Genomic DNA, 25,342 nt, shown 5'->3' with positions numbered 1-25,342 from the left:
TCATCGTACTGCCCGCCCGCCGCCGCGCGGTCCGTCGGCTCAGTCCAGCACCGGCAGCAGCTCCGGCAGGTGCCCGTCCGAGGCCGCCGCCGCGCGCTGCCGCTCCTCGGACACCTCCCCGTACAGGGTGGTGCGCGGGCGGGCCGGGCGGCCGGCCGCCTCCGCCACCGCGACCAGGTCCCGCACCGACTTGTAGGAGCCGTACGACGAGCCCGCCATGCGCGAGATCGTCTCCTCCATCAGCGTGCCGCCGAGGTCGTTGGCGCCGGAGCGGAGCATCTCGGCCGCGCCCTCCGTGCCGAGCTTGACCCAGCTGGTCTGGATGTTCGGGATCCAGGGGTGCAGCAGCAGCCGGGCCATCGCGGTGACCGCCCGGTTGTCGCGCACCGTCGGGCCCGGCCGGGCGATGCCCGCCAGGTAGACCGGCGCGTTGGTGTGGATGAACGGCAGCGTGACGAACTCGGTGAACCCGCCGGTCTCGCGCTGCACCTCGGCCAGCGTGCGCAGGTGCCCGAGCCAGTGGCGGGGCTGGTCGACATGGCCGTACATCATCGTCGACGACGAGCGGATGCCGAGTTCGTGGGCGGTGGTGACGACCTCGATCCAGGTGGCCGCGGGCAGCTTGCCCTTGGTCAGCACCCAGCGGACCTCGTCGTCGAGGATCTCCGCCGCGGTGCCGGGGATGGTGTCGAGGCCCGCCTCCTTGGCGGCGGTCAGCCACTCACGGATCGACAGGCCCGTGCGGGTGGCGCCGTTGACGACCTCCATCGGGGAGAAGGCGTGCACGTGCATCCCCGGGACGCGTTCCTTGACCGCCTTCGCGATGTCGAAGTACGCCGTCCCCGGCAGGTCGGGGTGGATGCCGCCCTGCATGCACACCTCGACCGCGCCCACCTCCCAGGCCTGCTGGGCGCGGTCGGCGACCTGGTCGAGGGAGAGGGTGTAGGCGTCGGCGTCGGTGCGGCGCTGGGCGAAGGCGCAGAAGCGGCAGCCGGTGTAGCAGACGTTGGTGAAGTTGATGTTGCGGGTGACGATGTAGGTGACGTCGTCGCCCACGGCCGCCTTCCGTACGTCGTCCGCGATCTTCGTCAGCGCGTCGAGGGCCGGGCCGTCGGCGTGCAGCAGCGCGAGCGCCTCCGCGTCGGTGAGCCGGGTCGGGTCGTCGGCGGCGGTGGCGAGGGCCTGGCGGACGTCGGTGTCGATGCGCTGCGGGACCATGCCGGGCGCGGCCGCCTCGCGCAGGGCGCCCCAGTCGCCGTAGACCTCGTCGAAGTCCTCGCGCCGGTCGCCGGTGCGGCCGTCGGTGTCGATCGTGGCGTGCAGGTCGGTGCGGCCGGACGCGGTGAAGGCGTCCTCCGGCTCCTGCCAGGGATGCCCCTCGACCACCGCGTCCGGGCGGGCCAGGCCGGTCTCCGGGTCGGCGAGCGCGCGGACGTGCGGCAGCAGCCGCGGGTCCAGCCAGGGCTCGCCGCGGGTGACGAACTCCGGGTAGACGCAGAGGCGTTCGCGCAGCTCGAAGCCGGCCGCCCGGGAGCGCTCGGCGAGTTCGTCGATCTGCGGCCAGGGGCGCTCGGGGTTGACGTGGTCGATGGTGAGCGGGGAGACGCCGCCCCAGTCGTCGATGCCGGCCCGGATCAGGCGCTCGTAGGCGCTGTCGACCAGGTTGGGCGGGGCCTGGAGGCAGGCGCCCGGGCCCATGATGTGCCGGGCGACCGCCACCGCGGCGACCAGCTCGTCGAGTTCGGCGTCCGGCGCCGCGCGCATCGCCGTGTCCGGCTTGGCGCGGAAGTTCTGGATGATCAGTTCCTGGATGCCGTGGTGCGCGCGGGCGACCTTGCGCAGCGCGAACAGCGACTCCGCGCGCTCCTCGTACGTCTCCCCGATGCCGAGCAGGATGCCGGAGGTGAACGGCACGGAGGAGCGGCCGGCGTCCTCAAGGACCCTGAGCCGCACGGCGGGTTCCTTGTCCGGGGAGCCGTGGTGCGGGCCGCCGGGCTCGGACCACAGCCGGGTCGCCGTCGTCTCCAGCATCATGCCCATGCTGGGCGCGACCGGCTTCAGGCGCTGGAAGTCCGTCCAGGTCATGACGCCCGGGTTGAGGTGGGGCAGCAGCCCCGTCTCCTCCAGGATGCGGATCGAGATCGCGCGGACGTAGGCGATGGTGTCGTCGTAGCCGTGCGCGTCGAGCCACTCGCGCGCCTCGGGCCAGCGGTCCTCGGGCTTGTCGCCGAGGGTGATGAGGGCTTCCTTGCAGCCGAGGGCGGCGCCCTTGCGCGCGATGTCGAGCACCTCGTCGGGCGACATGAACATCCCGTGCCCGGCCTTGCGGAGCTTGCCGGGCACGGTGACGAAGGTGCAGTAGTGGCACTTGTCCCGGCACAGCCGGGTCAGGGGAATGAAGACGCTCTTCGAGTACGTGATGACGCCGGGGCGGCCCGCCGCCCGAAGACCCGCGTCGCGCACCCGCGCCGCGGACGCGCACAGGTCCTCCAGGTCGGCACCGCGGGCCTGGAGCAGCACCGCCGCCTCGGTGACGTCGAGGGCGACGCCGTCGCGGGCGCGTTTGAGGGCGCGCCGCAGGGAGTTCTCGGTGGGGCCGGTTCCGGGGGTCGCGGAAGTCGTCATGAGGCGAGCATACGAAGGGACTCCGTCGGTTCGGGGGGACGGGCTGGCGCCGCGGGGGTGCTGGTCGAGTGCCGGGTGCGGCGCCGTCTGGGCTGGTCGCGCCCACGCGGCGGAGCCGCATATCGATACAGCCTCGCGCCCCTTAAAGGCAGGGGGTTACAGGTACGTGGCCAGTGCGTCCAGGGTGTTGAGGATCTCCGACTCTCCCGCCGGGGGGAGTTGGATCACGACTTCCTCGATGCCCAACTCGGCGTAGTGGGCCAGCTTTCCGGGGGTGGGGAGGATGGCGTAGGGGACGACCTGGAGTGCCTGCGGGTCTCGGCCCGCTTCCTCCCAGGCCGTGCGCAGGACCGGCAGGGACTCCGTCAGGCCGCGGCCGCCGATCGGGAGCCAGCCGTCGGCGTACTCGCTGATGTGGGCGAACAGCTTCGGGCCCGCCATCCCGCCGACCAGGGTGCGCGGGCCCACCACCGGGCCGCGCGGCTTCTGCACCGGCTTGGGGAAGGCGTGGCTCGCCCGCACGCTGCCGAACTCGCCCTCGTAGGCGGTCGGTTCGTCGGACCACAGGGCCCGCATCAGCGCCATCCGGTCGCGCACCAGCTCGCGCCGGGTGCGCCACTCGACGCCGTGGTCGGCGGCCTCCTCGACGTTCCAGCCATAGCCGACGCCGAGGGTGAGGCGGCCGCCGGAGAGGTGGTCCACGGTCGCGATCTGCTTGGCGAGGTCGATCGGGTCGTGCTGGGCGACCAGGGTGATGCCGGTGCCGAGGCCGAGCCGCTCGGTGACGGCCGCCGCCTGCCCGAGCGCGACGAACGGGTCGAGGGTGCGGGTGTACTCGCGCGGCAGCTCCCCGCCGGCCGGGTAGGGGGTGGCGCGCTCGGCCGGGATGTGGGTGTGCTCGGGCAGCCAGAGTCCGGCGAAGCCGCGTTCCTCCAGCTCACGGGCGAGGCGGACCGGGGTGACGGTCTCGTCGGTGAGGAAGATCGTGACGGAGATGCGCATGTCGGCCTTTCGTCCGCGGGTGGCTGGTCCATCTGTACCGGCAGCCGGGTCCGGTGTCCATACCGACCGGTCGGCATCGACCATTCCCGGCCGGGCCGGCCCGTGACGGCGCGCGGGGTCCCCGCCTACCGTGGACACCGTGAGCTTCGCACCGGCGGACACCCGGACCCTGCGCGGCACGCTGCCGCCCGGCTCCCCCGACCACGTGTACGTACCCTTCGAGGTACCGCCCGGGACGCGCGAGATCGCCGTCTCCTACGCCTACGACCGGCCCTCCGTGCCCGCGGGCACCCCGGGCAACGCGCTCGACATCGGCGTCTTCGACGAGCGCGGCACCGACCTCGGCGGCGGTGGGTTCCGCGGCTGGTCGGGCGGGGCGCGCACGGAGTTCTTCCTGCGCGCCGACGACGCGACCCCGGGATACCTCCCCGGCCCGCTCGGCGCGGGCACCTGGCACCTCGCCCTCGGCCCGTACACGGTGGCCCCGCAGGGGCTGTCGTACGAGATCACCGTGACGCTCACCGCCGGTGCACCCGGTGTGACGCCCGTGCCGGTGTATCCGCCGGAGCGGGCCGCGGGGCGGGGCCGGGACTGGTACCGGGGCGACTGCCATCTGCACTCCTGGCACTCCGACGGCCGCCGCACGCCCGCCGAGATCGCCGCCCTCGCGCGCGCCGCCGGGCTTGACTTCGTGCACTCCTCCGACCACAACACCCCCGCGTCGCACCCGCACTGGGCCGACGCGGCGGGCGACGACCTGCTGGTCATGCTGGGCGAGGAGGTCACCACCCGCAACGGGCACGTGCTCGCGCTCGGCACCGACCCGGGCACCTTCGTCGACTGGCGCTACCGGGCCCGGGACGGCGTGTTCGGCTCCGTGGCGCGCCAGGTCCGGGAAGCGGGCGGTCTGGTCGTCCCCGCGCACCCGTGCGCCGACTGCGTGGGCTGCGGCTGGCGGTTCGGCTTCGCGGAGGCGGACGCGGTCGAGGTGTGGAACGGCCCCTGGACCCCGGACGACGAGGCGGCGCTCGCGGCCTGGGACGCGGCGCTGGTGACGTCGGTGCGCGAGGGCGGACGCCCGCTGCCCGCGATGGGCAACAGCGACGCCCACCGGGACCCGGACACGGTCGGGCTGCCCCAGACGGTCGTGCTCGCCGACGGCCTGACCCGCGCCGCCGTCCTGGCGGGCCTGCGCGCGGGCCGCTCCTACGTCGCCGAGTCCCGCACGGTCACCGTCGCGCTCACGGCCACCGCGCCGGACGGCCGCCACGCGGGCGTCGGGGAGCGGCTGACCGCGCCACCGGACACCCCGGTGACCGTCGCGCTGGAGGTGACGGGCTCGCCGCGCTGCTCCCTGCGGCTCGTCACCGACCAGGGCGTGCTGCTCACGAGCGGCCCGCTCCCGGTGTCCGGCACGGGGTCCCTCCGGTGGCGTACGACCCCGGCGCAGGCGTCGTACGTCCGCGCCGAGGTCCGCCACGAGACGGCGGCGGGCCCCGTCCCGGGCGTGATGGCCGCGTTCACCAATCCGGTGTTCCTCGGACCGGTGCGGGCGTAGCGCGGGGGTCAGCCCGGCCACACGATCGCCTGCACCTCGCTGTACGCGTGCAGGGCGTAGGAGCCCACGTCGCGGCCCACGCCGCTGCGCTTGAAGCCGCCGAACGGGGCCTCCATGTTGCGGCCCACGGTGTTGATGCCGACGCCGCCCGCGCGCAGCCGGCGGGCGACGCGGAAGGCGCGGGCGACGTCGGCGGTGAAGACGTAGTCGATCAGTCCGTAGTCGGTGTCGTCGGCCAGGGCGACGCCCTCCTCCTCGTCGTCGAAGGGGATCACCACCACGACGGGTCCGAAGATCTCCTCGCGGGCCACCCGCATGTCGCCGGTGCAGTCCGCGAGCAGGGTGGGCGCGACATAGAACCCGCGCTCCATCGGCGGGCGTTCCCCTCCCGCGACCACCACCGCGCCTTCCTTGCGGCCGAGTTCGACGTACGACTCGACGCGGTCGCGGTGCTCGCGGGAGATCACCGGCCCGACCACCGTGCCCGGCGCCCTGGGGTCACCGATCTTCAACCTGCCCGCATAGGCGGCCAGTTGCTCGACCAGCCGGCCGTACACGGACCGCTGTGCCAGCACCCGGGTGGGCGCGGTGCAGATCTGGCCGCTGTAGAAGGAGAAGGTGGTGCCGATCCCGGCGACCGCGGCGCCGAGGTCGGCGTCGTCGAGGACGAGCGCCGCGCCCTTGCCGCCCAGCTCCATCAGCTGGCGTTTCATGCTGCGCCCGGCGACCTCGGCGATCCTCTGTCCGACGGCGGTGGAACCGGTGAAGCTGACCATGTCGACGTCCGGCGACTCGACCACGGCCTCCCCGACCCCGGGCGAGCGGCCGGAGACGACGTTGACGACCCCCCTCGGCACGCCCGCCGCCTCCAGCGCCTCGGCCATCCGGTAGACCGACAGCGGATCCTGCGGGGCGGGTTTGACCACCACCGTGTTGCCCATCGCGAGGGCGGGGGCGACCTTCCCGGCCGGGTTGGCCCACGGGTTGTTGTACGAGGTGACGCAGGCGACGACCCCGACCGGCTGGCGCACCGCGAGCGCCCCGAACACGCCCGCCCTGCCCATCGGTCCGGCCTCGTTGACCTGCGGCGGGATCGCCCACTCGGCGCTCTCGACGCGCGCGTAGCGCTGGAAGCGGGCGGCGGCCACGCCGACCTGCATCGCGCGCGCGGTCCCGGTGGTCGCGCCGGTCTCGGCCACGGCGAGTTCGGTGTACGGCCGCGCGCGCGAGCGGATGGCGGCGGCGGCCCGCGCGAGCACGGCGGCGCGTTCCTCGGGCGGGGTCCGCGACCAGGGGCCGAGGGCCTCGCGGGCGGCGGCGCAGGCGGCGCGGGCCTGGGCGCGCGAGGCCTCGGGGGCGAGGCCGACGGTCTCCTCGGTGGCCGGGTCGGTCACCGGGTAGTGGCCGTCGTCCGGCTCGGTCCAGTCGCCGCCGACGAACAGCCGCTGCCCGGCGGGCGAGGAGGTCCCCGGACGGGCGGGCGAGGAGGTCACCGGGTGCTCACCGTCCTCGTGTCCCGCCCCGAACGCAGCACCCGGCCCGGTACGGCCCCGCTCACCACGTCGTCCCGGATCGCCTCGACGCCGTTGACCCACACGGCCCGCACCCCGATCGCCCGGGAGTCGAGGCGCGGGCTGTCGCCGGGCAGGTCGTGCACCAGGGTGGCCTGGCCCGCGTCGATCCGCTCCGGGTCGAAGAGCACCAGGTCGGCGTGGAAGCCCTCCCGGATCCGGCCGCGCTCGCGCAGCCCGAACAGCCGCGCCGGGTCGTCCGTCAGCATCTTCACGGCCTGCTCCAGGCCCAGCAGTCCGCGGCCGCGCAGGCAGTCGCCGAGGAAGCGGGTGGTGTACGGCGCCCCGCACATGCGGTCCAGGTGGGCGCCGGCGTCCGAGCCGCCCAGCATGACGTCCTCGTGGCGCCAGGTCTCGGCGCGCAGCGCCCAGGAGGCCGGGTCGTTGTCGGTGGGCATGGGCCACAGGACCGTCCGCAGGTCGTCGGCGGCGCAGATCTCCACCAGGCAGTGGAAGGGTTCCTGGCCGCGCTCGCCGGCGATGTCGCGGACCACCCGGCCGGTCAGTCCGGCGTTGGCCTCGCTGTAGGTGTCGCCGATGACGTAGCGCCCGAAGTTCGCGAGCCGCCGGAAGACGCCCGCCTCCTTGGACTGCGCGCGCCGCAGCATCTCGGCCCGTACGTCGGCGTCCCGCAGCCGCGCGATCCGTTCCGGGACCGGCAGTCCGAGGATCGGCCCCCAGCCGGGGATGAGGTTGAGCGCGCAGAACGTGCCGAGCGACATGTTCATGGGCGTGAGGATCGGCATGGTGAGGGCGACGATCCGTCCGCCCGCCTTGCGCGCCCGTTCGCTCGCGCTCAGCTGCCGGGGCACCCGCTCGGGGACGGCGGCGTCGACGGTGAGGACGTTCCAGTTCAGGGGGCGTCCGGCGGCCGCGCTCATCTCCACGAGCAGGTCGATCTCGTCGTCGCCGAACTGGTCGAGGCAGCCCGCCACGATCGCCTCGATCTGGGTGCCCTCGTGCTCGCCGACCGCCTTCGACAGGGCGAGCAGCTCGGCGGGGAGCGCGTGCCGCGAGGCGACCGGCTTCCCGTCGCCGTCGGAGTGGGTGCTGGACTGGGTGGTGGACAGCCCCCAGGCGCCCGCGTCCATGGCCTCGTGGAAGATCCGCAGCATCTCCTCGAGCTGGGCCGCCGACGGCTGCCCGCCCACCGCGTCGGCGCCCATGACGTACCGCCGGAGCGCGCAATGGCCCACCATGAAGCCCGCGTTGACGGCGATGCGGCCCTCCAGGGCGTCCAGGTACTCCCCGAACCCGTGCCAGCTCCAGGGCGCCCCCTCCTCCAGCGCGACCAGCGACATCCCCTCGACCTTGGACATCATCCGCCGCGTGTAGTCGGCATCCTCGGGCCGCGCGGGGTTGAGCGGCGCCAGCGTGAACCCGCAGTTCCCGGCGGCGACGGTGGTCACCCCGTGATTGAGCGAGGGCGTCGCGTACGGATCCCAGAACAACTGGGCGTCGTAATGCGTATGCGGATCGACGAACCCGGGCGCGAGCACGAGCCCGGAGCCGTCCTCAGTGGCGCCGGACGCCTCGGTGACCCTGCCGACCACGGCGATCCGTCCGTCCCGGATGCCTACGTCGGCGGTGAACGCGGGTGCGCCCGTCCCGTCGACTACGGTCGCCCCTTTGATGACGTGATCGAGCATGACCCTGGTCTCCTCAACCTGCGATGCGGTGGCCGACCTGCTTTTCAGGGGCGCGGGGCGGTTTCGACATGCGGCTCCGCCGCGCGGGCGCGACCAGCCCCCACACACCCGCACCCCGCGACGGCGATCAGGACCCTGCCCCTGCCCGGAACCGCGACGTCCGGTGGACGGGATCCGTGTCGATCTTCGGAATCACGTGCTCCCCGATCAGCCGAATCGTCTGCAGGGTCTCCGACTTGGGAACCCCCACCGGCAACCCGAAGCTCAGCTGATCCGCCCCCGCCTGCTCCCACCGCTTGCACTGCCGCAGCACCTCGTCCGGATCGCCGCAGATGAGGAGTTCCTCCTCGATGAGCAGCTCGACGAACTCGGCGTTGTACTCCGGCAGCGTCTCCGGCCACACCGGAAACCCCTCGGGACGAGGAAACGTGTCGTGGTAGCGGAAGACCAGCGAGGGCAGGTAGTGCAGTCCCCCGCGCACCGCGATGTCGATCGCCTCGGCGTGCGTGGGCGCGCAGATCGCGGTCGTGGTGACCATGACGTTGTCGTTGACGAAGTCGCCGACCGGTTCGGCGTCCACGATCGCCGTCTTGTACTGCTCCAGCACCCACTCCATGTCGGAGACCTTCTGGATGGAGAAGCCGAGCACGCCGAGTCCCTTGCGGGCGGCCATCGCGTACGAGGGCGGGGAGCCGGCCGCGTACCACATCGCCGGGTGCGACTTCCCGAAGGGCTTGGGCAGGATCTTGCGCGGGGGCAGCTGCCAGTGCTTGCCCTGGAAGCCCTCGTACTCGTCCTGGAGCCACATCTTGGGGAACTCGGCGATCGTCTCCTCCCAGATCTCCTTGGTGTGGTTCATGTCGGTGATGCCGGGGAGGAAGCCGAGGATCTCGTGCGAGCCGGCGCCGCGCCCGCTGCCGAACTCGAAGCGGTTGCCGGTGAGGTGGTCGAGCATGGCGACCTTCTCGGCGACCTTGACCGGGTGGTTGACCTGGGCCAGCGGGTTGAAGATCCCTGAGCCGAGGTGGATGCGCTCGGTGGCGTGCGCGAGGTAGCCGAGGTAGACGTCGTTGGCGGAGAGGTGGGAGTACTCCTCCAGGAAGTGGTGCTCGGACGCCCAGGCGTACTTGAAGCCGGAGCGGTCCGCCTCGATGACGTACTCGGTCTCCTCCATCAGCGCCTTGTGTTCGGCCAGCGGGTCGGTCTCGGCGCGCTTGCCTACGTATCCCTGTACAAAGAGCCCGAATTCCACGGAGGTTCACCGTCCCCGGTTCTGATGCACTCGGCATCTGACGTATCGTCAGATCTCGTTGGGCCGACTGTGGCAGCGGCCGCATGCAGCGTCAATAGCTGACGGACTGTCAGATGACGCTGACCCCCGCCAGCCACCCGCCGTCGATCACGAACGGCTGGCCGGTGATGTAGGCGGAGTCCTCACCGGTGAGGAACAGCGCGAGCCGGGCCACCTCGTCGGGCCGGCCGATCCGGCCGAGCGGCACGAGCTTGCGGTACAGCTCGTCCAGGGCGCGGGAGGTCTCCTCGGCGTCCGCGCCGGGGTCCAGCTGCGCCGGGTTGGACATCGCGGTGTCGACGGCTCCGGGGCAGACCGCGTTGACCCGGATGCGCCGGTGGGCGAGTTCCAGCGCGGCCACCCGGGTCAGCCCGAGGATGGCGTGCTTGGTCGCCGCGTACGCGCCCACCGCCGCCATCCCGGTGACCGCCGTGTAGGAGGCGGTGTTGACGATGGTGGAACCGTCCTCCAGGAGCGGGGCGACCGTCCTGATCCCGAGGAAGCAGCCGACCTGGTTGACCCGGACGACCTGCATGAACTCCTCCAGCGGGGTGTCCACCAGGGCGTTGAAGCGCAGGATGCCCGCGTTGTTGACCAGTCCGTCGAGATGGCCGTACGTGTCCTTCGCGGTGCGCGCGGCGGCCTTCCAGTCGGTCTCGTCGCCGACGTCCAGGTGGACGTAGCGGGCGCCGAGTTCGCGGGCGAGGGCCTCGCCCTGCTCGTCGAGGACGTCGGTCAGCACGACCTCGGCGCCCTCCGCGCGGAACAGCCGGGCCTCCTGCTCACCCTGCCCGCGCGCCGCGCCGGTGACGATCACGACGCGTCCGTCCAGCTTGCCCATGCCTGCTCCTTCAGAGGTCGGGGGCCACGTCGGCGGCGAACGCGGCGATCTGGTCGAGGAGTTCGGTGCGGCCGCGGCTGCGGAAGCGCACCTGGATCTGGTGGACGCCCATGGCGCGGTAGGCGCGCAGCGACTCGGCGAGGGCCGCGGGGGCGCCGCTGAGGGTGCGGCGGCCGACCTCCCAGCCGGGGCGGCCGACGTAGAGCGGCTCGGTGATCGCGCCGACGGTGAACGGCGCCTCGACGCCGGCCTCGGCGCGCAGCCGCAGCAGCTTCTCGATCTGGCCGGGCAGCCGCTCGCGCGGGTCCCCCTGCGGCAGCCAGCCGTCGCCGCGCAGCGCGGCCCGTCGCACCGCGGCGGGCGAGGAGCCGCCCACCCAGACCGGCACGCGTTCCTGGGTGGGCCGGGGGCGCTGGCCGAGGCCGGCGAAGTCGTAGTACTTGCCGTGGTGTTCGGGGAACTCCTCGCTGCCGAGGGCGGCCCGCAGCGCGTCGATCGACTCGTCGAGGACGGCCCCGCGCCGGTCGAAGTCGGTGCCGAGCGCCTCGAACTCCTCCCGCACGTGCCCTGCGCCCACCCCGAGGACGAGCCGGCCGCCGCTGAGGTGGTCGAGGGTGGCGTAGCTCTTGGCGGTGAGCAGCGGGTGGCGCAGGCCGACGACCGCGACATGGCTGAGCAGCCGGGCGCGACGGGTGACGCCCGCGAGGAAGGCGAGGGTGGCGACGGGGTCGTACCAGACGGTGCTCATCGCGGAGGCGAGGCGGCGCGGGACGCCGACGTGGTCGCAGGCCGCCAGGTAGGCGAAGCCGGCCCGGTCGGCGGCGCGGGCGATCTCCACGAGGTCGTCCGCGCCGGCCGCGGCCTCCCAGGGCTCGGCGTAGAGCGTGCTCTGGGACTGCACGGGCAGCTGGATGCCGTAGGAGAGACTCACTTCGGGCCCCGCCACAGTCCGTCGGCGGTGAGGCCGAGCAGGTCGATGGCGTTGCCGCGCACGATCCGCTCGACGACGTCCGGCGCGAGGTGGCCCATCTGGGCCTCGGCGACCTCGCGGGACTTCGGCCAGGTGGAGTCGGAGTGCGGGTAGTCGGTCTCGTACAGGACGTTGCCGACGCCGATGGAGTCCAGGTTGCGCAGCCCGAAGGCGTCGTCGAAGAAGCAGCCGTACACATGGCCGGGGAAGGTCTCGGACGGCGGCCGGTGCACCTTGTCGGCGACGCCGCCCCAGCCGCGGTTCTCCTCCCAGACCACGTCGGCGCGTTCGAGGATGTAGGGGATCCAGCCGATCTGGCCCTCGGCGTACATCACCTTCAGGCCGGGGAACTGCTCGAACTTGCCGCTCATCAGCCAGTCGACCATCGAGAAGCAGCAGTTGGCGAAGGTGATGGTGGAGCCGACGGCGGGCGGGGCGTCGGCGGAGGTGGACGGCATCCGGCTGCTGGAGCCGATGTGCATGGCGACGACCGTGCCGGTCTCCGCGCACGCGGCGAGGAAGGGGTCCCAGGCGTCGGTGTGCACGGAGGGCAGGCCGAGGTGCGGGGGTATCTCGGAGAACGCGACGGCGCGCACCCCGCGTTCGGCGTTGCGGCGGACCTCCTGCGCGGCCAGTTCGGCGTCCCACAGGGGGATGAGGGTGAGCGGGATCAGGCGGCCCCCGGCGGCGGGCCCGCACCACTCCTCCACCATCCAGTCGTTGTACGCGCGCACGCACAGCAGGGCGAGTTCGCGGTCCCCCGCCTCGGTGAAGGTCTGGCCGCAGAAGCGCGGGAAGGTGGGGAAGCAGACGGCGGACTGGACGTGGTTGACGTCCATGTCGGCGAGGCGCCGCTCCACGTCGTAGGAGCCGGGGCGCATCTGCTCGTAGGTGATGACCTCCAGCCTGATCTCGTCCCTGCTGTAGCCGACGGCGGTGTCCAGGCGGGTCAGCGGGCGGCGCAGGTCCTCGTAGATCCACCAGTCGCCGACCGGGCCCTCGTCGCCCGGCGCGCCCATCACGGGCTTGAAGCGGCCGCCGAGGAACGACATCTCCTTCAGCGGCGCCCGCACGATCCGGGGGGCCGCGTCGAGATGCTTCTTCGGCAGCCGGTCCTGCCATACGCCGGCCGGTTCGACGGTGTGGTCGTCCACCGAGATGATCAGGGGGATGTGACTCTCGTGGGTGTCCATGGCGCTCACCGTAGCGCCGATCTGACGACCCGTCAGCTACGCTGCCGCCCACTCTCCGCCCCCGATCACGGGCGCGGGGTGTGAGGGGTTCGTGGACGCCCGTGCGCCGACCTGTGATCGGCGTCTCGCACGGCTGACGCATCACAGGAGAACAAGGCAGACTTGCGTCCGACGCAGTGGGCCCAGGGGGGACGGCGATGGACGGTGGACCGCGAGTACCGGAGCAGTGGCGGCCCGGTCCCGCTCAGGAGCCGTCGCAGCTGCGCTTCGGCGTGCTCGGCCCGGTGCGCGCCTGGCGGGACGGCGAGCCGCTGCCCATGGGCTCACCGCAGCAACGCGCGCTGCTCGCCGCCCTGTTGCTGCGCGAGGGCCGTACCGCGACCGCTGCCGAGCTGATCGACGCCCTGTGGGGCCCGGAACCGCCCTCGCAGGCCCTCGCGGCGGTCCGCACCTACGCGTCCCGGCTGCGCAAGGTGCTGGCCGCGGGCGTGCTGGTCAGCGAGTCCGGCGGCTACGCGGTGCGCGGCCTCGGCGACGGCGTGCTGGACCTGGCCGAGGCGCAGGACCTGGCCGCGGAGGCCGAGAAGGCGCGGGGCGCGGGCGACCTCACCCGGGCCCGGGACGCGCTGAACCGCGCGCTGGCCCTGTGGGACGGGGAGCCGCTCGCGGGCGTGCCGGGGCCCTACGCGGACGCGCAGCGGGTCCGCCTGGAGGAGTGGCGGCTGCAACTCCTCGAATCCCGGCTGGACATGGACCTCGAACAGGGCTGCCACGCGGAGGCCGTCTCGGAGCTGACCGCGCTGACCGCCGCGCATCCGCTGCGCGAACGGCCGCGCGAGCTGCTGATGCTGGCGCTGTACCGCAGCGGCCGGCAGGCCGAGGCGCTCGCCGTGTACGCCGACACCCGCCGGCTGCTCGCCGAGGAGCTGGGCGTGGACCCGCGTCCGGGGCTCGGCGAGCTCCAGCAGCGCATCCTGCGCGCCGACCCCGGGCTCGCGCAGCCCTCCGCGCCGGTCGCCGAACCGGCCCCGGTCGTCGTACGCCCCGCGCAACTGCCCGCCACCGTGCCCGACTTCACCGGGCGCGAGGCGTTCGTGGCCGAGCTGAGCGAGGTGCTCGCGTCGGCGTCCGAGGCGGAGGGCGACGGCCGGGTGATGGCCGTGTCGGCGCTGGCCGGGATCGGCGGCGTGGGCAAGACGACCCTCGCCGTGCACGTGGCCCACCGGGCGCGCACCGCCTTCCCCGACGGGCAGCTCTACGTCGACCTCCAGGGCGCGGGCGCCCGGGCCGCGGAACCGGAGACGGTGCTCGGCGCGTTCCTGCGCGCCCTCGGCACCGCCGACTCCGCGATACCCGACTCGCTCCAGGAGCGGGCCGCGCTGTACCGCTCGGTCCTCGACGGGCGCCGCGTCCTGGTCCTGCTGGACAACGCGCGCGACGCGGCCCAGGTGCGGCCGCTGCTGCCGGGCACCGAGGGCTGCGCGGCGCTGGTGACCTCCCGGGTGCGGATGGTCGACCTCGCCGGGGCGCATCTGGTGGACCTGGACGTGATGGCCCCGGACGAGGCGCTGGCCCTGTTCACGAAGATCGTCGGCGAGGAGCGGGTGCGCGCGGAGCGCACCGCCGCCCTCGACGTGGTCGCGGCCTGCGGGTTCCTGCCGCTGGCCATCCGCATCGCCGCCTCCCGGCTGGCCGCGCGCCGCACCTGGACGGTGTCGGTGCTGGCGGCGAAGCTCGCCGACGAGCGGCGCCGCCTGGACGAGCTCCAGGCGGGCGACCTCGCCGTGAAGGCCACCTTCGAACTCGGCTACGGGCAGCTGGAGCCCGCCCAGGCGCGCGCCTTCCGGCTGCTGGGTCTCGCGGACGGACCTGACATCTCCCTCGCCGCCGCGGCCGCCCTGCTGGACCTGCCGGCCGACGACACCGAGGAGCTGCTGGAGGCCCTGGTCGACACCTCGCTGGTGGAGTCGGCGGCGCCCGGCCGCTACCGCTACCACGACCTGGTGCGGCTGTACGCGCGCTCCTGCGCGGAGCGCGACGAGGACCCGCCGAGCGGGCAGCAGGCGGCGCTGTCGCGGCTGCTGGACTTCTATCTGTCCACGGTCGCGGGCGTCTACCTGATCGAGCGCCCCGAGGACCGGCTGGTGGACCACCTGGAGCGCCCGGCCCACCCCGGCCTCGCCTTCTCCGAACGGCACCGGGCGCAGGACTGGCTCTACGCCGAGGCGGTCTCGCTGCTGGCGTGCGTGCGCCAGTCGGCGGCTCCGGGCACCCTGCGGCGCGCCGTCGACGTGCTGTGGGCGGCGGTCGACCTCGCCGAGTCGGGCGCCAACTCCAAGGAGTACGAGGCGGTCGCGGCGCGGCTGCGGGACGCGGCCCGCGACGCCGGGGACGCCCGCTCCGAGGCGCGGGCGAGGATGGCGCTGGCGTTCGTGCACCACATCTCCGGCAGCCGGTTCGACGTCGCGGGCGAGGAGGCCGTACGCGCCATCGAGCTGGCGACGTCGGCGGGCGATCCGCTCACCGGCTGCTGGTCGTCGAACATCGCCGGGGCGGTGGCGATGTACCAGAACCGCTATCCGGACGCCGAGGGCCATTTCACCAGCGCCGTCGAGCACTTCAGGGTGCTCGGGGACCGGGCGGGCGAGGCGAGCGCGCTGTGCAACCTCTCCCGCGTGCAGCTCGCGACCGGCCGCACCGACAGCGCGGTGGCGCTGGCCCGGCAGGGCACCGGCATGTACGACGACATGGGCCACGACCTCAAGGGCGCCAACGGCCGCTACGCGCTGGGCCTCGCGCTCACCAGCAGCGGCCGGCTGGCCGAGGCCGCCGAGTGCCTCCAGCAGGCGCTCGGGGTGTTCCGGGACAGCAGGCAGCGCCTGTGGGAGGGCATGACCCTGTTCCGGCTCGCCGAACTGCACCTGACGGCACGGCGCCCGGCGCAGGCGGCGGCCAACGCCGAGCTGGCGCTGACGCTGCTGCGCGCGATCGGCGGGGAGTGGCGGCGCGGCAACGTGCTGACGGTCCTCGGGCGCGCCCTGCACGGCATCGGGCAGCTGGACCGGGCGCGGGTGTGCTGGGCGGAGGCCCTGGACATCTTCGCGACGCTGGGCGCGCCGGAGGCCGACGAGGTCAGGGGCCTGCTGAAGCCGACCGCTGTGGCCTGAGGGCGTCAACGCGGCTCGCGGGCTGTGGCGTTCATCGTTCGTTTATCGCGCTGCGGCAGGCTCTGTCCTGCCGGGCCGTCGCGTCGGGGGGCAGACGGAACGGCCGCGGGCCGGACCTCTAGGGTGTACCGGCCCCACGGGATCCGTCCGGCCGTCTCGGGGGAGCGGCCGGACGGTTCCCGTCGATCCACCGCCCACCACATCAGGGGAGCATGCGAGATGAGCGACCAGAACACCACCGACAACGTGCACGTCACCGACGAGCCGCTGACGGCCGCCGACACGACGGTCACGCCCGACAACGTCCATGTCACGGACGAGCCGCTGCTCGCCGCCAAGGCGACGACCGGCACGGTCACGCCGGACAACGTGCACGTCACGGACGAGAAGGCCTGACGGGGCCTTCTCGCCACCACGGGGACGGCCGCGGCGGCGCGGAGGGGAGCCGCCGCGGCCGGGGTGCGTCCGGGGGCGTCCGGCAGCCGGCGCGCGTTCCCTCCTCCGGCGGAGGCGGGCGTACGTCAACTCCCGCCCCGCAGCTCGCCCTTCACCACTTTGCCGCTCGCGTTGCGCGGCAGTGCGGCGACGAACTCCACCGCCCGCGGCACCTTGTAGTTGGCCATCTCCCGCCGCGCCCAGGCGATCAGGTCGTCGGCGGTGAGCACCGAGCCGGGCCTGCGCACCACGAACGCCTTGCCGCACTCGCCGAGCCGGGCGTCGGCCACGCCGATCACGGCGACGTCGGCCACGTCCGGGTGCAGGCCGAGGAGTTGCTCGATCTCCGCCGGGTAGGCGTTGAAGCCGCCGACGATGAACATGTCCTTGATCCGGTCGGTGATGCGCAGGTTCCCGGCCGCGTCCAGGACGCCCAGGTCGCCGGTGCGCAGCCAGCCCTCGCCGGTGACCGCCTCGGCGGTGGCCGCCGGGTCCTCGTAGTAGCCGCGCATGACGGTGAAGCCGCGCACCAGCACCTCGCCCGGCAGGCCGGGGTCCAGGACGGCGCCCTCGGCGTCCACCACGCGGACCTCGGTGCCGGGTATCGCCCGGCCGGACGTCGAGGCGATCACCGCGGGGGCGTCGCCGCGCCGGCACATCGTGACGATCCCGCTCGCCTCGGAGAGGCCGTAGGCGGTCAGGACCGTGCCGACGCCCAGTTCGTCGCGCAGTCGCTGGACCAGCCGCAGCGGCACCACGGCCGCGCCCGTCACGACGAGCCTGAGCGCGGAGAGGTCGTAGGAGTCGCGCGCGGGGTGGTCGAGCAGGGACTGGTGCAGGGTGGGCGGGCCCGGCAGCACGGAGACGCGTTCGGCGGCGATGTTCGCGAGCGCCGTGTCCACGTTGAACACGCTCTGCGGGATCATCGTCGCCCCGCGCATCAGGCAGGCGATCACCCCGGCCTTGTAGCCGAAGGTGTGGAAGAACGGGTTGACGATCAGGTAGCGGTCGCCGCGGCGCAGTCCCGCGAGGTCGCACCAGATCTCGTACGCCCTGAGGGTCTGCGCGTGGGTGATCACCGCGCCCTTGGGGCGGCCGGTGGTGCCGGAGGTGAAGACGATGTCCGACGGCGCCTCGGGCGGTATGGACTCCGCCCGCGCCCGCACCTCCTTCTCCCCGACGCCCTCGCCGCCCGCGAGGAAGTCCTTCCAGGTGCCGAAGTCCGCGGGGGCGTCGTCGGAGAGGACCACCACCCGCTCCAGTTCCGGCAGTCCGGGCAGCGGACCGGTGCCCGGCCCCTCCCCCGCCGCGCGGCGCAGCGAGGCCACGTACGACGTGCCGAGGAAGGTGCCGGTCACGAAGAGCAGCCGGGTGCCGCTGCGGCGCAGCACGTCCGCGGCCTCCGCGCCCTTGAAGCGGGTGTTGAGCGGCACGAGGACCGCGCCCGCCGAGACCGCGCCGAGCGCCGCGACCATCCAGTCCAGGGAGTTGGGCGCCCAGACCGCGACGCGGTCGCCGGGTTCGACGCCGTGCGCGAGGCAGGCCGCCGCGGAGCGTTCGACGCGGGTGCCCAGTTCCGCGTACGTGATCCGGGTGCGGCCGTCGACGACCGCATCGTCGTGCGCGTACCGCTCGGCCGCCGACCGCACCAGGCCCCAAACGCTGCCCCATGCCTTGTCACCGCGCATCATCGGTCTCCCCACGCGTAGCTGACTGTCCGTCAGATTAGCTGTAACCTGACGGCCTGTCAGCACAGGGGCCGTCGTCGTGCGGAGGTGCGTGCACCATGCCAGGACCGGGCAGCGGGCAGGGGCTCAAGGACGCCACCGCCATCGTCGGCATCGGCCAGACCGCGTTCGCGAAACACCTCGACGAGGACGAACGCACCCTCGCCTGCCGCGCGGTGCTGGCCGCCCTCGACGACGCCGGCATCGACCCGGGCGAGGTCGACGCGCTGGCCTCCTACACGATGGAGGAGACCGACGAGGTGGAGCTGGCCAAGGCGGTCGGCCTCGGCGACCTCACCTTCTTCAGCAAGGTCGGCTACGGGGGCGGCGGTTCGTGCGCCACCGTCGCCCATCTCGCCGCCGCCGTCGCCACCGGGCAGGCCACCGTCGGGGTGGCCTGGCGCTCGCGCAAGCGGGGCAGCGGACCGCGCCCCTGGACCAACACGGCCGTGCAGCTGGCCACTCCGGGCCAGTGGACCCGCCCCTTCGGCCTGCTGCGGCCCGCCGACGAGATCGCCATGCTCGCCCGCCGCTACATGCACGAGTACGGCGCGACCCGCGACCACCTCTTCAACGTCGCCCTCGCCTGCCGCAACCGCGCCAACCAGAACCCGGCCGCCGTCATGTACGACCGCCCGCTGACCCGCGAGATGTACATGACCTCGCGCTGGATCAGCGAGCCGCTCTGCCTGTTCGACAACTGCCTGGAGACGGACGGCGCGCTCGCCTGCGTGGTGGTCTCGGCCGAGCGGGCCCGCGACTGCCGAGGCGCCCCCGTCTACGTCCACGCCGCCGCCCAGGGCCTGCCCGCGCAGCACCACGGCATGGTCAACTACTGGACCGACGACCCGCTCACCGGCCCCGCCTGGACCGCCGCACGGCACCTGTGGAAGCACGCCGACCTGACCCCCGAGGACGTCGACGTCGCCCAGATCTACGACGCGTTCACGGCGCTGATACCGCTGTCCCTGGAGGGCTACGGCTTCTGCGGCCGCGGCGAGGGCGGCGCCTTCACCGAGCAGGGCGCGCTGGAGATCGGCGGGCGGCTGCCGCTGAACACCGGCGGGGGCGGCCTGTCGGAGGCCTACGTGCACGGCTTCAACCTCATCAACGAGGGCGTGAAACAGCTGCGCGGCACCAGCACCGCCCAGGTGCCCGGCGCCGCCACCTGCCTGGTCACGGCGGGCGAGGGGGTCCCCACGTCCGCGCTGCTGCTGAGGAACTGAGGGAGAGCGCCATGCTGGAACCGGTCACCGACACCGACGGCGCCCCCTTCTGGGCGTACGCCGCCCGAGGCGAGCTGCGCGTCCAGGCCTGCGCCGGCTGCGGCACCCTCCGCTTCCCGCCCCGGCCCTGCTGCCCGCGCTGCCGGTCCTTCGACACCGAGTGGCGGCTCGTGAGCGGCCGCGGCCGGCTGTGGTCGTACGTCGTCCCGCACCCGCCGCTGCTGGCCGACTACGCGGCCGTGGCGCCGTACAACGTGGTGCTGGTGGAGCTGGAGGACGCGCCGGGAATCCGGCTCGTCGGCAACGTGGTCACCCGCGCCGGGGCGCCGCTGGACTCCGTCCCGCCCGGCCGGGTGCGCATCGGCGCGCGCGTGCAGGCCGTGTTCGACGGCTCCGGGCTGCCCGCCTGGGTGCTGGAGCGGTCGTGAGCCTCAGGGTCGGCGCCGACAAGGACTCCGGGGTCGCCGTCGTCACGCTCGACCGGCCCCACCGGCTCAACGCCATAGACCTGCGCACCGCCGACGAACTGGCCGCCGTGTGGCGGGAGTTCCGGTTCGACGACACCGTACGGGCGGTGGTCCTCACCGGGGCCGGGGAGCGGGCCTTCTGCACCGGGATCGACCGGGACGCCGCCGTGCGTCAGCCCGGCTCGCCGTACATGCAGGACGATCCGCTGCTGCGGATCGGCCCGAAGGCGAACGACCTGTGGAAGCCGGTGATCGCCGCCGTCTCCGGGATGGCCTGCGGGGGCGCCTTCTACCTGCTCGGGGAGGCCGAGTTCGTCGTCGCCGACACCACCGCCGTCTTCTTCGACCCGCACACCGCCTACGGCATGGTCAGCGCCTACGAATCCGTCCTCATGGCCGCCCGGATGCCCTACGGCGAGGTGGCGCGGATGATGCTCATGGGCACCGCGGAACGCCTGTCCGCCGAGCGGGCGCACGCGGTCGGGCTGGTCTCCGAACTCACCGCGCCGGGCGAGGCGGTGGCCGCCGCGACCCGCTGCGCGCGCATCCTCGCCGGGTATCCGCCGAACGCCGTGCAGGGCACCGTGCGCGCCCTGTGGACGGCCCAGGAGGCCGCCCGTGCCCAGGGCTTCGCGCAGGCCCCCGCACTGATCGCCCTCGGCAGCCTTCCCCCGTCCGAACAGGCGGAACTCTTCGCGGCGCGCCAGCCGGGCGGGTTCCGGGTGCGCTGAACGAGCGCCGGGGGTCCTCCGCGGGCCGGTGTGGGCCGTTCGCGCAGTTCCCCGCGCCCCTGACGGGGCGCACCTGCCCGAGCCCCTGAAAGGGGCGCGGGGAACTGCGCGAACAAGCCCCACCGGCCCGCAGGATTCAGGGGCGCGGGGAACTGCGCGAACGGCCACGACCGGCCCGCAGCCGACAACGACGCCGGCCACGGACCCAGGTTCAACCCGCGGAGCGCGCCGTGCCCGTGCCCTTCTCCGCGTCCAGCGCGTACACGCACCGGTCCTTGCTGCACGCGTACACCACACCGTCCGTGACCACCGGGGAGCCGGTGATCTCGCCGCCGGTGGCCAGCTTCCAGCGCAGCCGTCCGTCGTCCGCCTTCAGCGTGTACAGCAGGTGGTCGGTCGAGCCGAAGTGGATGCGGCCCTCCGCCACCGCCGGGGCGCCCACGATGTCGCCGCCCGCCTGGAAGCGCCACTTGGGCGTGCCGGTCACGGCGTCCAGGGTGTACACGCCCTTGCCGCTGCCGACGTGCACATGGCCCGCGGCCACCAGCACCGGCTCGATGGACGTACGGGACTCGGTGGCGATGCGCCAGCGGTCGCGGCCGTCGGTGGCGTCGAGGGCGTAGACCGTGCCGAGGTAGTCGGCGAGGTACACGCCGCCGCCGGTGACGGCGGGGCCGGGCGCGAAGGCGGGCGGGCTGAGGAAGACCGCGGGCGCCTCGAAGTGCCAGCGCACCATGCCGCTCGCCACGTCCACGGCGATCACCCGGGAGCCCGCGGCGAGGTAGACGTGTCCGTCCGGGGCCGCGGTCAGCCGCAGCGGGACCCCGCCGCAGGAGGCGGCGTCGCCGACCGGGTAGGACCAGCGCTCGTCGCCGGTGCGGGCGTCCAGGGCGCGCAGCCGGGCGTCCTGCCAGACGTAGACCGTGCCGTCGTGCACGGCGGGCCCGGCCTCGGGGGACTCGAAGTCGGTCTGGGCACCGGACAGCTCCCACAGCTTCTGCCCGCTGGAGGCCTCCCAGGCCTGGACGCCGCCGCCGCGGGTGCCGGTGACGACCGTGCCCCGGTCGGCGTGCAGGGAGTACACCCAGGCGTCCGTCTGGAGCCGCCACAGGTCGCTGCCCTCGCGGGCGTCCAGGGCGAACAGCGTGGGGCCGTCGGAGGCGTGCACACGGCCGTCCGCGACCGCCATCGACCAGGCCACGTCACGGGTCTTGAAGCGGCGGCGGCCGGTCGCCACGTCCAGCGCGTGCACCTCGAAGGAGGTGACGTAGACGAGGTCGCCGCCGACCACGGGGGTGCCCCAGACGTCGTTCGACATCCGGAAGCGCCAGGGGCGCCAGCCGCCCGCGGTCTCCGCCGGCAGCGGGGCCTGCGGCGCGGGGACGGCCGGGTCGGCGCCGTTGACGCCGGGGCGGGACCAGGCGGCGACCAGACCGGCCTCCGGCGGGGGCGCCTTGACGGCCGCGGCGCGGGCGTCGGCGACCCGCGGTCCGGGGCCGATCGGCACGGCGGCGCCGGGCAGCTGGACCGGGCCGCCGGCGGCCGGGGCGCCGACCGGCACGGGGTCGTGGGACGGCGGGGGCGGCACGCCGATCCGGCCGCCGCTGCGCGGGCTCGCCGGGGCGGGCCGGGCCGGCGGGCGGCCGCCGCGCCGGGACTCGATCAGGCCGACCGCCTTCTCGGGCAGCCAGGCCGAGGCCGTACCGCTGTCGTCGGAGCCGGAACCGAACAGGTGCGGGGCGAGCTGCGCCTGGAGGTCGGCGGGGTTGGGCCGGCCGGTGGCCTCCATCTGCATGCAGGACTCGATCAGCGGGCGCAGCTCGTCCGGCAGGCCTTCCAGGTCCGGGCCCTCGCGCAGCAGCATGAACACCGTCTCGACCGGGTTGGCGCCGTGGAAGGGCGGATGGCCGGTGGCGGCGAAGACCAGCATCGAGCCGAGCGAGAACACGTCGCTGGCGCCGGTGACGCTGCGGGAGTCCTTCGCCTGCTCGGGTGACATGTACGCGGGGGTGCCGACGGCGACATTGGTCATCGTCAAACGGGTGTTCGAAACACCGGAGGCGATGCCGAAGTCGATGACGCGCGGGCCGTCCTCGACGACGAGCACGTTGGACGGCTTCAGGTCGCGGTGGACGAGCCCCGCGCCGTGGATCGACTGGAGCGCCTCCGCGACGCCCGCCGCGAGCCAGCGCACGGCCTGGGCGGGCATCGGCCCGCACTCGTTCACTATCTCCTCGAGGGAGGGCGCCGGAACGTAGGCGGTGGCCAGCCACGGCACCGCGGCACGCGGGTCGGCGTCGACGACGGCGGCCGTGTAGAAGCCGGAGACCGCCCGCGCCGCCTCCACCTCACGGGTGAAGCGCACCCGGAAGAGCTGGTCCTCGGCGAGCTCCGTGCGGACCGTCTTGATCGCCACGCGCCGGCCGGACGCCGAGCGCGCCAGATAGACCAGCCCCATGCCGCCGGCACCCAGCCGTCCCAGCACCTCGAACGGCCCGATCCGCCGCGGATCGTGCTGCGTCAGCTGATCCACCACTTGCCTGCCACCTCCCCGTACGAGCCGCGTCGTCCCACGCGTCGTCCCACCTGTGTACGCGACCCCGTGCAGCGTCTCACCACCACACCGCCATGGCGGCACGCACCCCGATTCTTCCTGGCCCGGGCACTGGTTGCGAACCCGGTCCGATATCGGGATGTCCCGTGATCAATGAGACATCTCAGCGCTGGAGCAGCGCGAAGGACGCCCCCTGATTGTCGGTGACGACGGCCACCTTTCCGTACGACGCGTCGAAAGGAGGCACCTGGACCCGCCCGCCGAGCCGCCGGACCGTGCCGAGGGCGGCCTCGCAGTCCGTCACCCGGAAGTGGACGAGGAAGTGCGGCGGCATCTCGGCCGCGAAGACGCCGGAGACGGGCGCACGGCCGAAGTCGGGGTCGGCGCCGGGCCCGAACAGGGCCTCGTGGAACAGGGCGCCGTAGAAGGCGTTGGCCGCCTCGGTGTCGCGGGCGTAGAGCTCGACCCAGCCGAAGGTGCCCGGCTCGTGGCGGCGGCCGAAGCCGCGGTGGGCGGCGGGCTGCCAGACGCCGAAGACCGCGCCCTCGGGGTCGGCGGCGAGCGCGGCGGTGCCCAGCCCGCCGACCACCGTCGGGGCCGTGACGACCTGCCCGCCGGCCCGGCCGATCCGGGCGGTGAACCCCTCCGCGTCCGGGGTGGCGAAGTACACCGTCCACACGGTCGGCATCCGGCCGTCCGTCTTGTGCTCCAGGCCGGCGACGAACTCGCCCCCCAGCCGGGCCCACACCGACTCCCCGCGCGCCTCCTCGAAGGTCCACCCGAAAAGCTCGCCGTAGAACCGCTGCCCCGCCGCCACGTCGGGAAGCTGCGCGTCCACCCAGCACGGGACGCCCTCACGGACGTCCTCTCCGTACACCGATGCCCTGTTTTCGGCCATACAGCCAACGTAACGGCCGTGTCCGCACCCCGCAGACCAGGCACACCACCCTCCGCACCCCCATGCACCCCATTTGCAGTCGGCCGAATCGCGCTCCGATCACCCCTCGGTAAGCTGACGGCATGACAGGACAAGTGCGTACCGTCGACGGCCGCGTGGCCGGCCGGCGTGGGCAGGCGACGCGGCAGAAGCTGCTCGAATGCCTCAGCGAGATGCTCAGCTCCTCTCCGTACCGGGACGTCAAGGTCATCGATGTCGCCCGGAAGGCGGGCACTTCGCCCGCGACCTTCTACCAGTACTTCCCGGACGTCGAGGGCGCCGTCCTGGAGATCGCCGAACAAATGGCCGCCGAGGGCGCCGGGTTGACCGAGCTGGTCGCCGAACGCAGCTGGACCGGCAAGGCGGGCTGGCAGACGGCACAGGAACTCGTCGACGGATTCCTGGAGTTCTGGCGCAAGAACGACGCGATCCTGCGGGTGGTCGACCTCGGCGCCGCCGAGGGCGACAAGCGCTTCTACAAGATCCGCATGAAGATCCTGAACTCCGTGAACAACTCCCTGTCCGACTCCATCGCCGAGTTGCAGGCCAAGGGCCGGATCGACAAGGACGTGAACCCGGCCGCGATCGCGGGCTCGCTGGTCGCCATGCTCGCGGCGGTGGCCGCACACCAGAAGGGCTTCCAGACCTGGGGCGTCAAGCAGGCCGAACTCAAGCCGAATCTCGCGCTGTTGGTACACCTGGGTGTCACCGGCAAGAAGCCGACGAAGTAGCCCGGCCGCTCGCAGATCCCCGTCCGGGCGCCAAGTCCTGTCTGACAGGCGGTGGTTCACCTCGGTGAACTGCCGCCTGCCGCGCGCCCCGAGACGGCCGCCCCACCGGACGCCGTTCACATGGGCAGCGGGCGGTCCCGCACCACGTGCTTCATCACCAGCGTGGACGTCAGCCGCTGCACCCCCGGCAGGGTCGCCAGCCGCTCGTCGTACAGCCGCTGGAAGGCCGCCAGGTCGGCCGTGGCCACCCGCAGCAGGTAGTCGGGGTCCCCGAACAGCCGCTGCGCCTCCAGCACCTGCTCCACCTCGCCGAGGGCCCGCTCGAACCCGGCGACCGTGTCCCGGTCCTCCTGCCGCATCGACACGAAGACCAGCGCCTCGAAGCGGAGCCCGAGCGCGGCCGGGTCCACCACCGCCCGGTACCCCTGCACGGCGCCCGAGCGCTCCAGCTCGCGCAGTCTGCGGTGGCAGGGCGAGACGCTCAGCCGCACCCGCCCGGCCAGCTCGGTCACGGTCAGCCGCCCGTCCTGCTGAAGCTCGGCAAGGATTTTCCGGTCCACGTCGTCCATGGGGGAGATTCTGCTCGCAAGGGGCGATCATGGGCACATCCCGGAAGCGTTTTCGGGTGGATCGCGCCTGATGTCCGCCGGTGAACGGCCGCCCGCCC

19 protein-coding genes are annotated in these 25,342 nt (G+C 73.5%); 7 read left to right on the top strand and 12 right to left on the bottom strand.

Annotated elements, in window-relative coordinates; genetic code table 11:
• Nucleotides 1-39: 39 nt before the first annotated feature.
• Complete coding sequence (locus WN71_RS00595) at nt 40-2,625, bottom strand: bifunctional FO biosynthesis protein CofGH (protein ID WP_046589749.1); 2,586 nt, start codon at nt 2,623-2,625, stop codon at nt 40-42.
• A gap of 156 nt (nt 2,626-2,781) precedes the next feature.
• Nucleotides 2,782-3,627, bottom strand: a complete 846-nt coding sequence (locus tag WN71_RS00590) for an LLM class F420-dependent oxidoreductase (protein ID WP_046589751.1) — start codon at nt 3,625-3,627, stop codon at nt 2,782-2,784.
• 130 nt (nt 3,628-3,757) lie between these two features.
• Between WN71_RS00590 and WN71_RS00585 the strand changes: the two genes are divergently transcribed.
• Nucleotides 3,758-5,185, top strand: a complete 1,428-nt coding sequence (locus WN71_RS00585; protein ID WP_107469513.1) for a CehA/McbA family metallohydrolase — start codon at nt 3,758-3,760, stop codon at nt 5,183-5,185.
• Nucleotides 5,186-5,193: 8 nt separating this feature from the next.
• Here WN71_RS00585 and WN71_RS00580 read toward each other — a convergent pair whose 3' ends face one another.
• The 6 genes from WN71_RS00580 to WN71_RS00555 all read right to left on the bottom strand — a co-directional run bounded on the left by WN71_RS00580 (nt 5,194) and on the right by WN71_RS00555 (nt 12,700).
• Complete coding sequence (locus tag WN71_RS00580; RefSeq protein WP_046589752.1) at nt 5,194-6,678, bottom strand: aldehyde dehydrogenase family protein; 1,485 nt, start codon at nt 6,676-6,678, stop codon at nt 5,194-5,196.
• Nucleotides 6,675-8,453 (bottom strand): N-acyl-D-amino-acid deacylase family protein, encoded by a 1,779-nt coding sequence (locus tag WN71_RS00575; protein ID WP_276208063.1) that lies wholly within the window; start codon nt 8,451-8,453, stop codon nt 6,675-6,677. The genes WN71_RS00580 and WN71_RS00575 overlap by 4 nt, the downstream gene beginning before the upstream one ends.
• Before the next feature lie 79 nt (nt 8,454-8,532).
• Complete coding sequence (locus tag WN71_RS00570; RefSeq protein WP_079177563.1) at nt 8,533-9,657, bottom strand: LLM class flavin-dependent oxidoreductase; 1,125 nt, start codon at nt 9,655-9,657, stop codon at nt 8,533-8,535.
• Between the two features lie 109 nt (nt 9,658-9,766).
• Nucleotides 9,767-10,537 carry an SDR family NAD(P)-dependent oxidoreductase gene (locus WN71_RS00565; protein ID WP_046589756.1) on the bottom strand — a complete coding sequence of 257 codons (771 nt, stop codon included), beginning with the start codon at nt 10,535-10,537 and terminating at the stop codon, nt 9,767-9,769.
• A 10-nt stretch (nt 10,538-10,547) separates the two neighbouring features.
• A complete protein-coding gene (locus WN71_RS00560; protein WP_071369787.1) occupies nt 10,548-11,468 on the bottom strand; it encodes an LLM class F420-dependent oxidoreductase in 921 nt (306 codons plus the stop codon).
• A complete protein-coding gene (locus WN71_RS00555; protein WP_046589760.1) occupies nt 11,465-12,700 on the bottom strand; it encodes an amidohydrolase family protein in 1,236 nt (411 codons plus the stop codon). Before WN71_RS00555 ends, WN71_RS00560 begins: the two co-directional genes overlap by 4 nt.
• A 197-nt stretch (nt 12,701-12,897) precedes the next feature.
• Between WN71_RS00555 and afsR the strand changes: the two genes are divergently transcribed.
• On the top strand, nt 12,898-15,867 hold the full coding sequence (afsR, locus tag WN71_RS00550; RefSeq protein WP_046589762.1) for an SARP-family global regulator AfsR: 2,970 nt from the start codon (nt 12,898-12,900) through the stop codon (nt 15,865-15,867).
• 219 nt (nt 15,868-16,086) lie between these two features.
• Complete coding sequence (locus WN71_RS41690) at nt 16,087-16,263, top strand: hypothetical protein (RefSeq protein WP_167382881.1); 177 nt, start codon at nt 16,087-16,089, stop codon at nt 16,261-16,263.
• 125 nt (nt 16,264-16,388) lie between these two features.
• Here the strand turns inward: WN71_RS41690 and WN71_RS00545 are convergent, their stop codons facing one another.
• A complete protein-coding gene (locus tag WN71_RS00545) occupies nt 16,389-17,990 on the bottom strand; it encodes a FadD3 family acyl-CoA ligase (protein ID WP_046589780.1) in 1,602 nt (533 codons plus the stop codon).
• A gap of 98 nt (nt 17,991-18,088) precedes the next feature.
• On the opposite strand from WN71_RS00545, the gene WN71_RS00540 reads away from it, so the two are divergent.
• The 3 genes from WN71_RS00540 to WN71_RS00530 are packed head-to-tail and all read left to right on the top strand — an operon-like array spanning nt 18,089 to nt 20,453.
• Complete coding sequence (locus WN71_RS00540) at nt 18,089-19,255, top strand: lipid-transfer protein (protein ID WP_046589765.1); 1,167 nt, start codon at nt 18,089-18,091, stop codon at nt 19,253-19,255.
• An 11-nt stretch (nt 19,256-19,266) separates the two neighbouring features.
• On the top strand, nt 19,267-19,683 hold the full coding sequence (locus tag WN71_RS00535; protein ID WP_046589767.1) for a Zn-ribbon domain-containing OB-fold protein: 417 nt from the start codon (nt 19,267-19,269) through the stop codon (nt 19,681-19,683).
• Complete coding sequence (locus tag WN71_RS00530) at nt 19,680-20,453, top strand: enoyl-CoA hydratase/isomerase family protein (RefSeq protein ID WP_240529516.1); 774 nt, start codon at nt 19,680-19,682, stop codon at nt 20,451-20,453. Before WN71_RS00535 ends, WN71_RS00530 begins: the two co-directional genes overlap by 4 nt.
• A gap of 211 nt (nt 20,454-20,664) precedes the next feature.
• On the opposite strand, the gene WN71_RS00525 is transcribed toward WN71_RS00530, so the two are convergent.
• Both WN71_RS00525 and kbpA read right to left on the bottom strand, forming a co-directional pair.
• Nucleotides 20,665-22,989 carry a serine/threonine-protein kinase gene (locus WN71_RS00525; protein ID WP_071369786.1) on the bottom strand — a complete coding sequence of 775 codons (2,325 nt, stop codon included), beginning with the start codon at nt 22,987-22,989 and terminating at the stop codon, nt 20,665-20,667.
• A 181-nt stretch (nt 22,990-23,170) separates the two neighbouring features.
• A complete protein-coding gene (gene kbpA / locus WN71_RS00520) occupies nt 23,171-23,905 on the bottom strand; it encodes an AfsK-binding protein KbpA (RefSeq protein WP_079177561.1) in 735 nt (244 codons plus the stop codon).
• A gap of 122 nt (nt 23,906-24,027) precedes the next feature.
• On the opposite strand from kbpA, the gene WN71_RS00515 reads away from it, so the two are divergent.
• Complete coding sequence (locus WN71_RS00515) at nt 24,028-24,675, top strand: TetR family transcriptional regulator (RefSeq protein WP_046582407.1); 648 nt, start codon at nt 24,028-24,030, stop codon at nt 24,673-24,675.
• 116 nt (nt 24,676-24,791) lie between these two features.
• Here WN71_RS00515 and WN71_RS00510 read toward each other — a convergent pair whose 3' ends face one another.
• A complete protein-coding gene (locus WN71_RS00510) occupies nt 24,792-25,244 on the bottom strand; it encodes an Lrp/AsnC family transcriptional regulator (protein WP_046582408.1) in 453 nt (150 codons plus the stop codon).
• Nucleotides 25,245-25,342: the final 98 nt, after the last annotated feature.

The sequence above is a fragment of the Streptomyces mangrovisoli genome (assembly GCF_000974985.2).
Classification (GTDB): domain Bacteria; phylum Actinomycetota; class Actinomycetes; order Streptomycetales; family Streptomycetaceae; genus Streptomyces; species Streptomyces mangrovisoli.
This window is presented reverse-complemented; position numbering and strand designations above follow the sequence as displayed.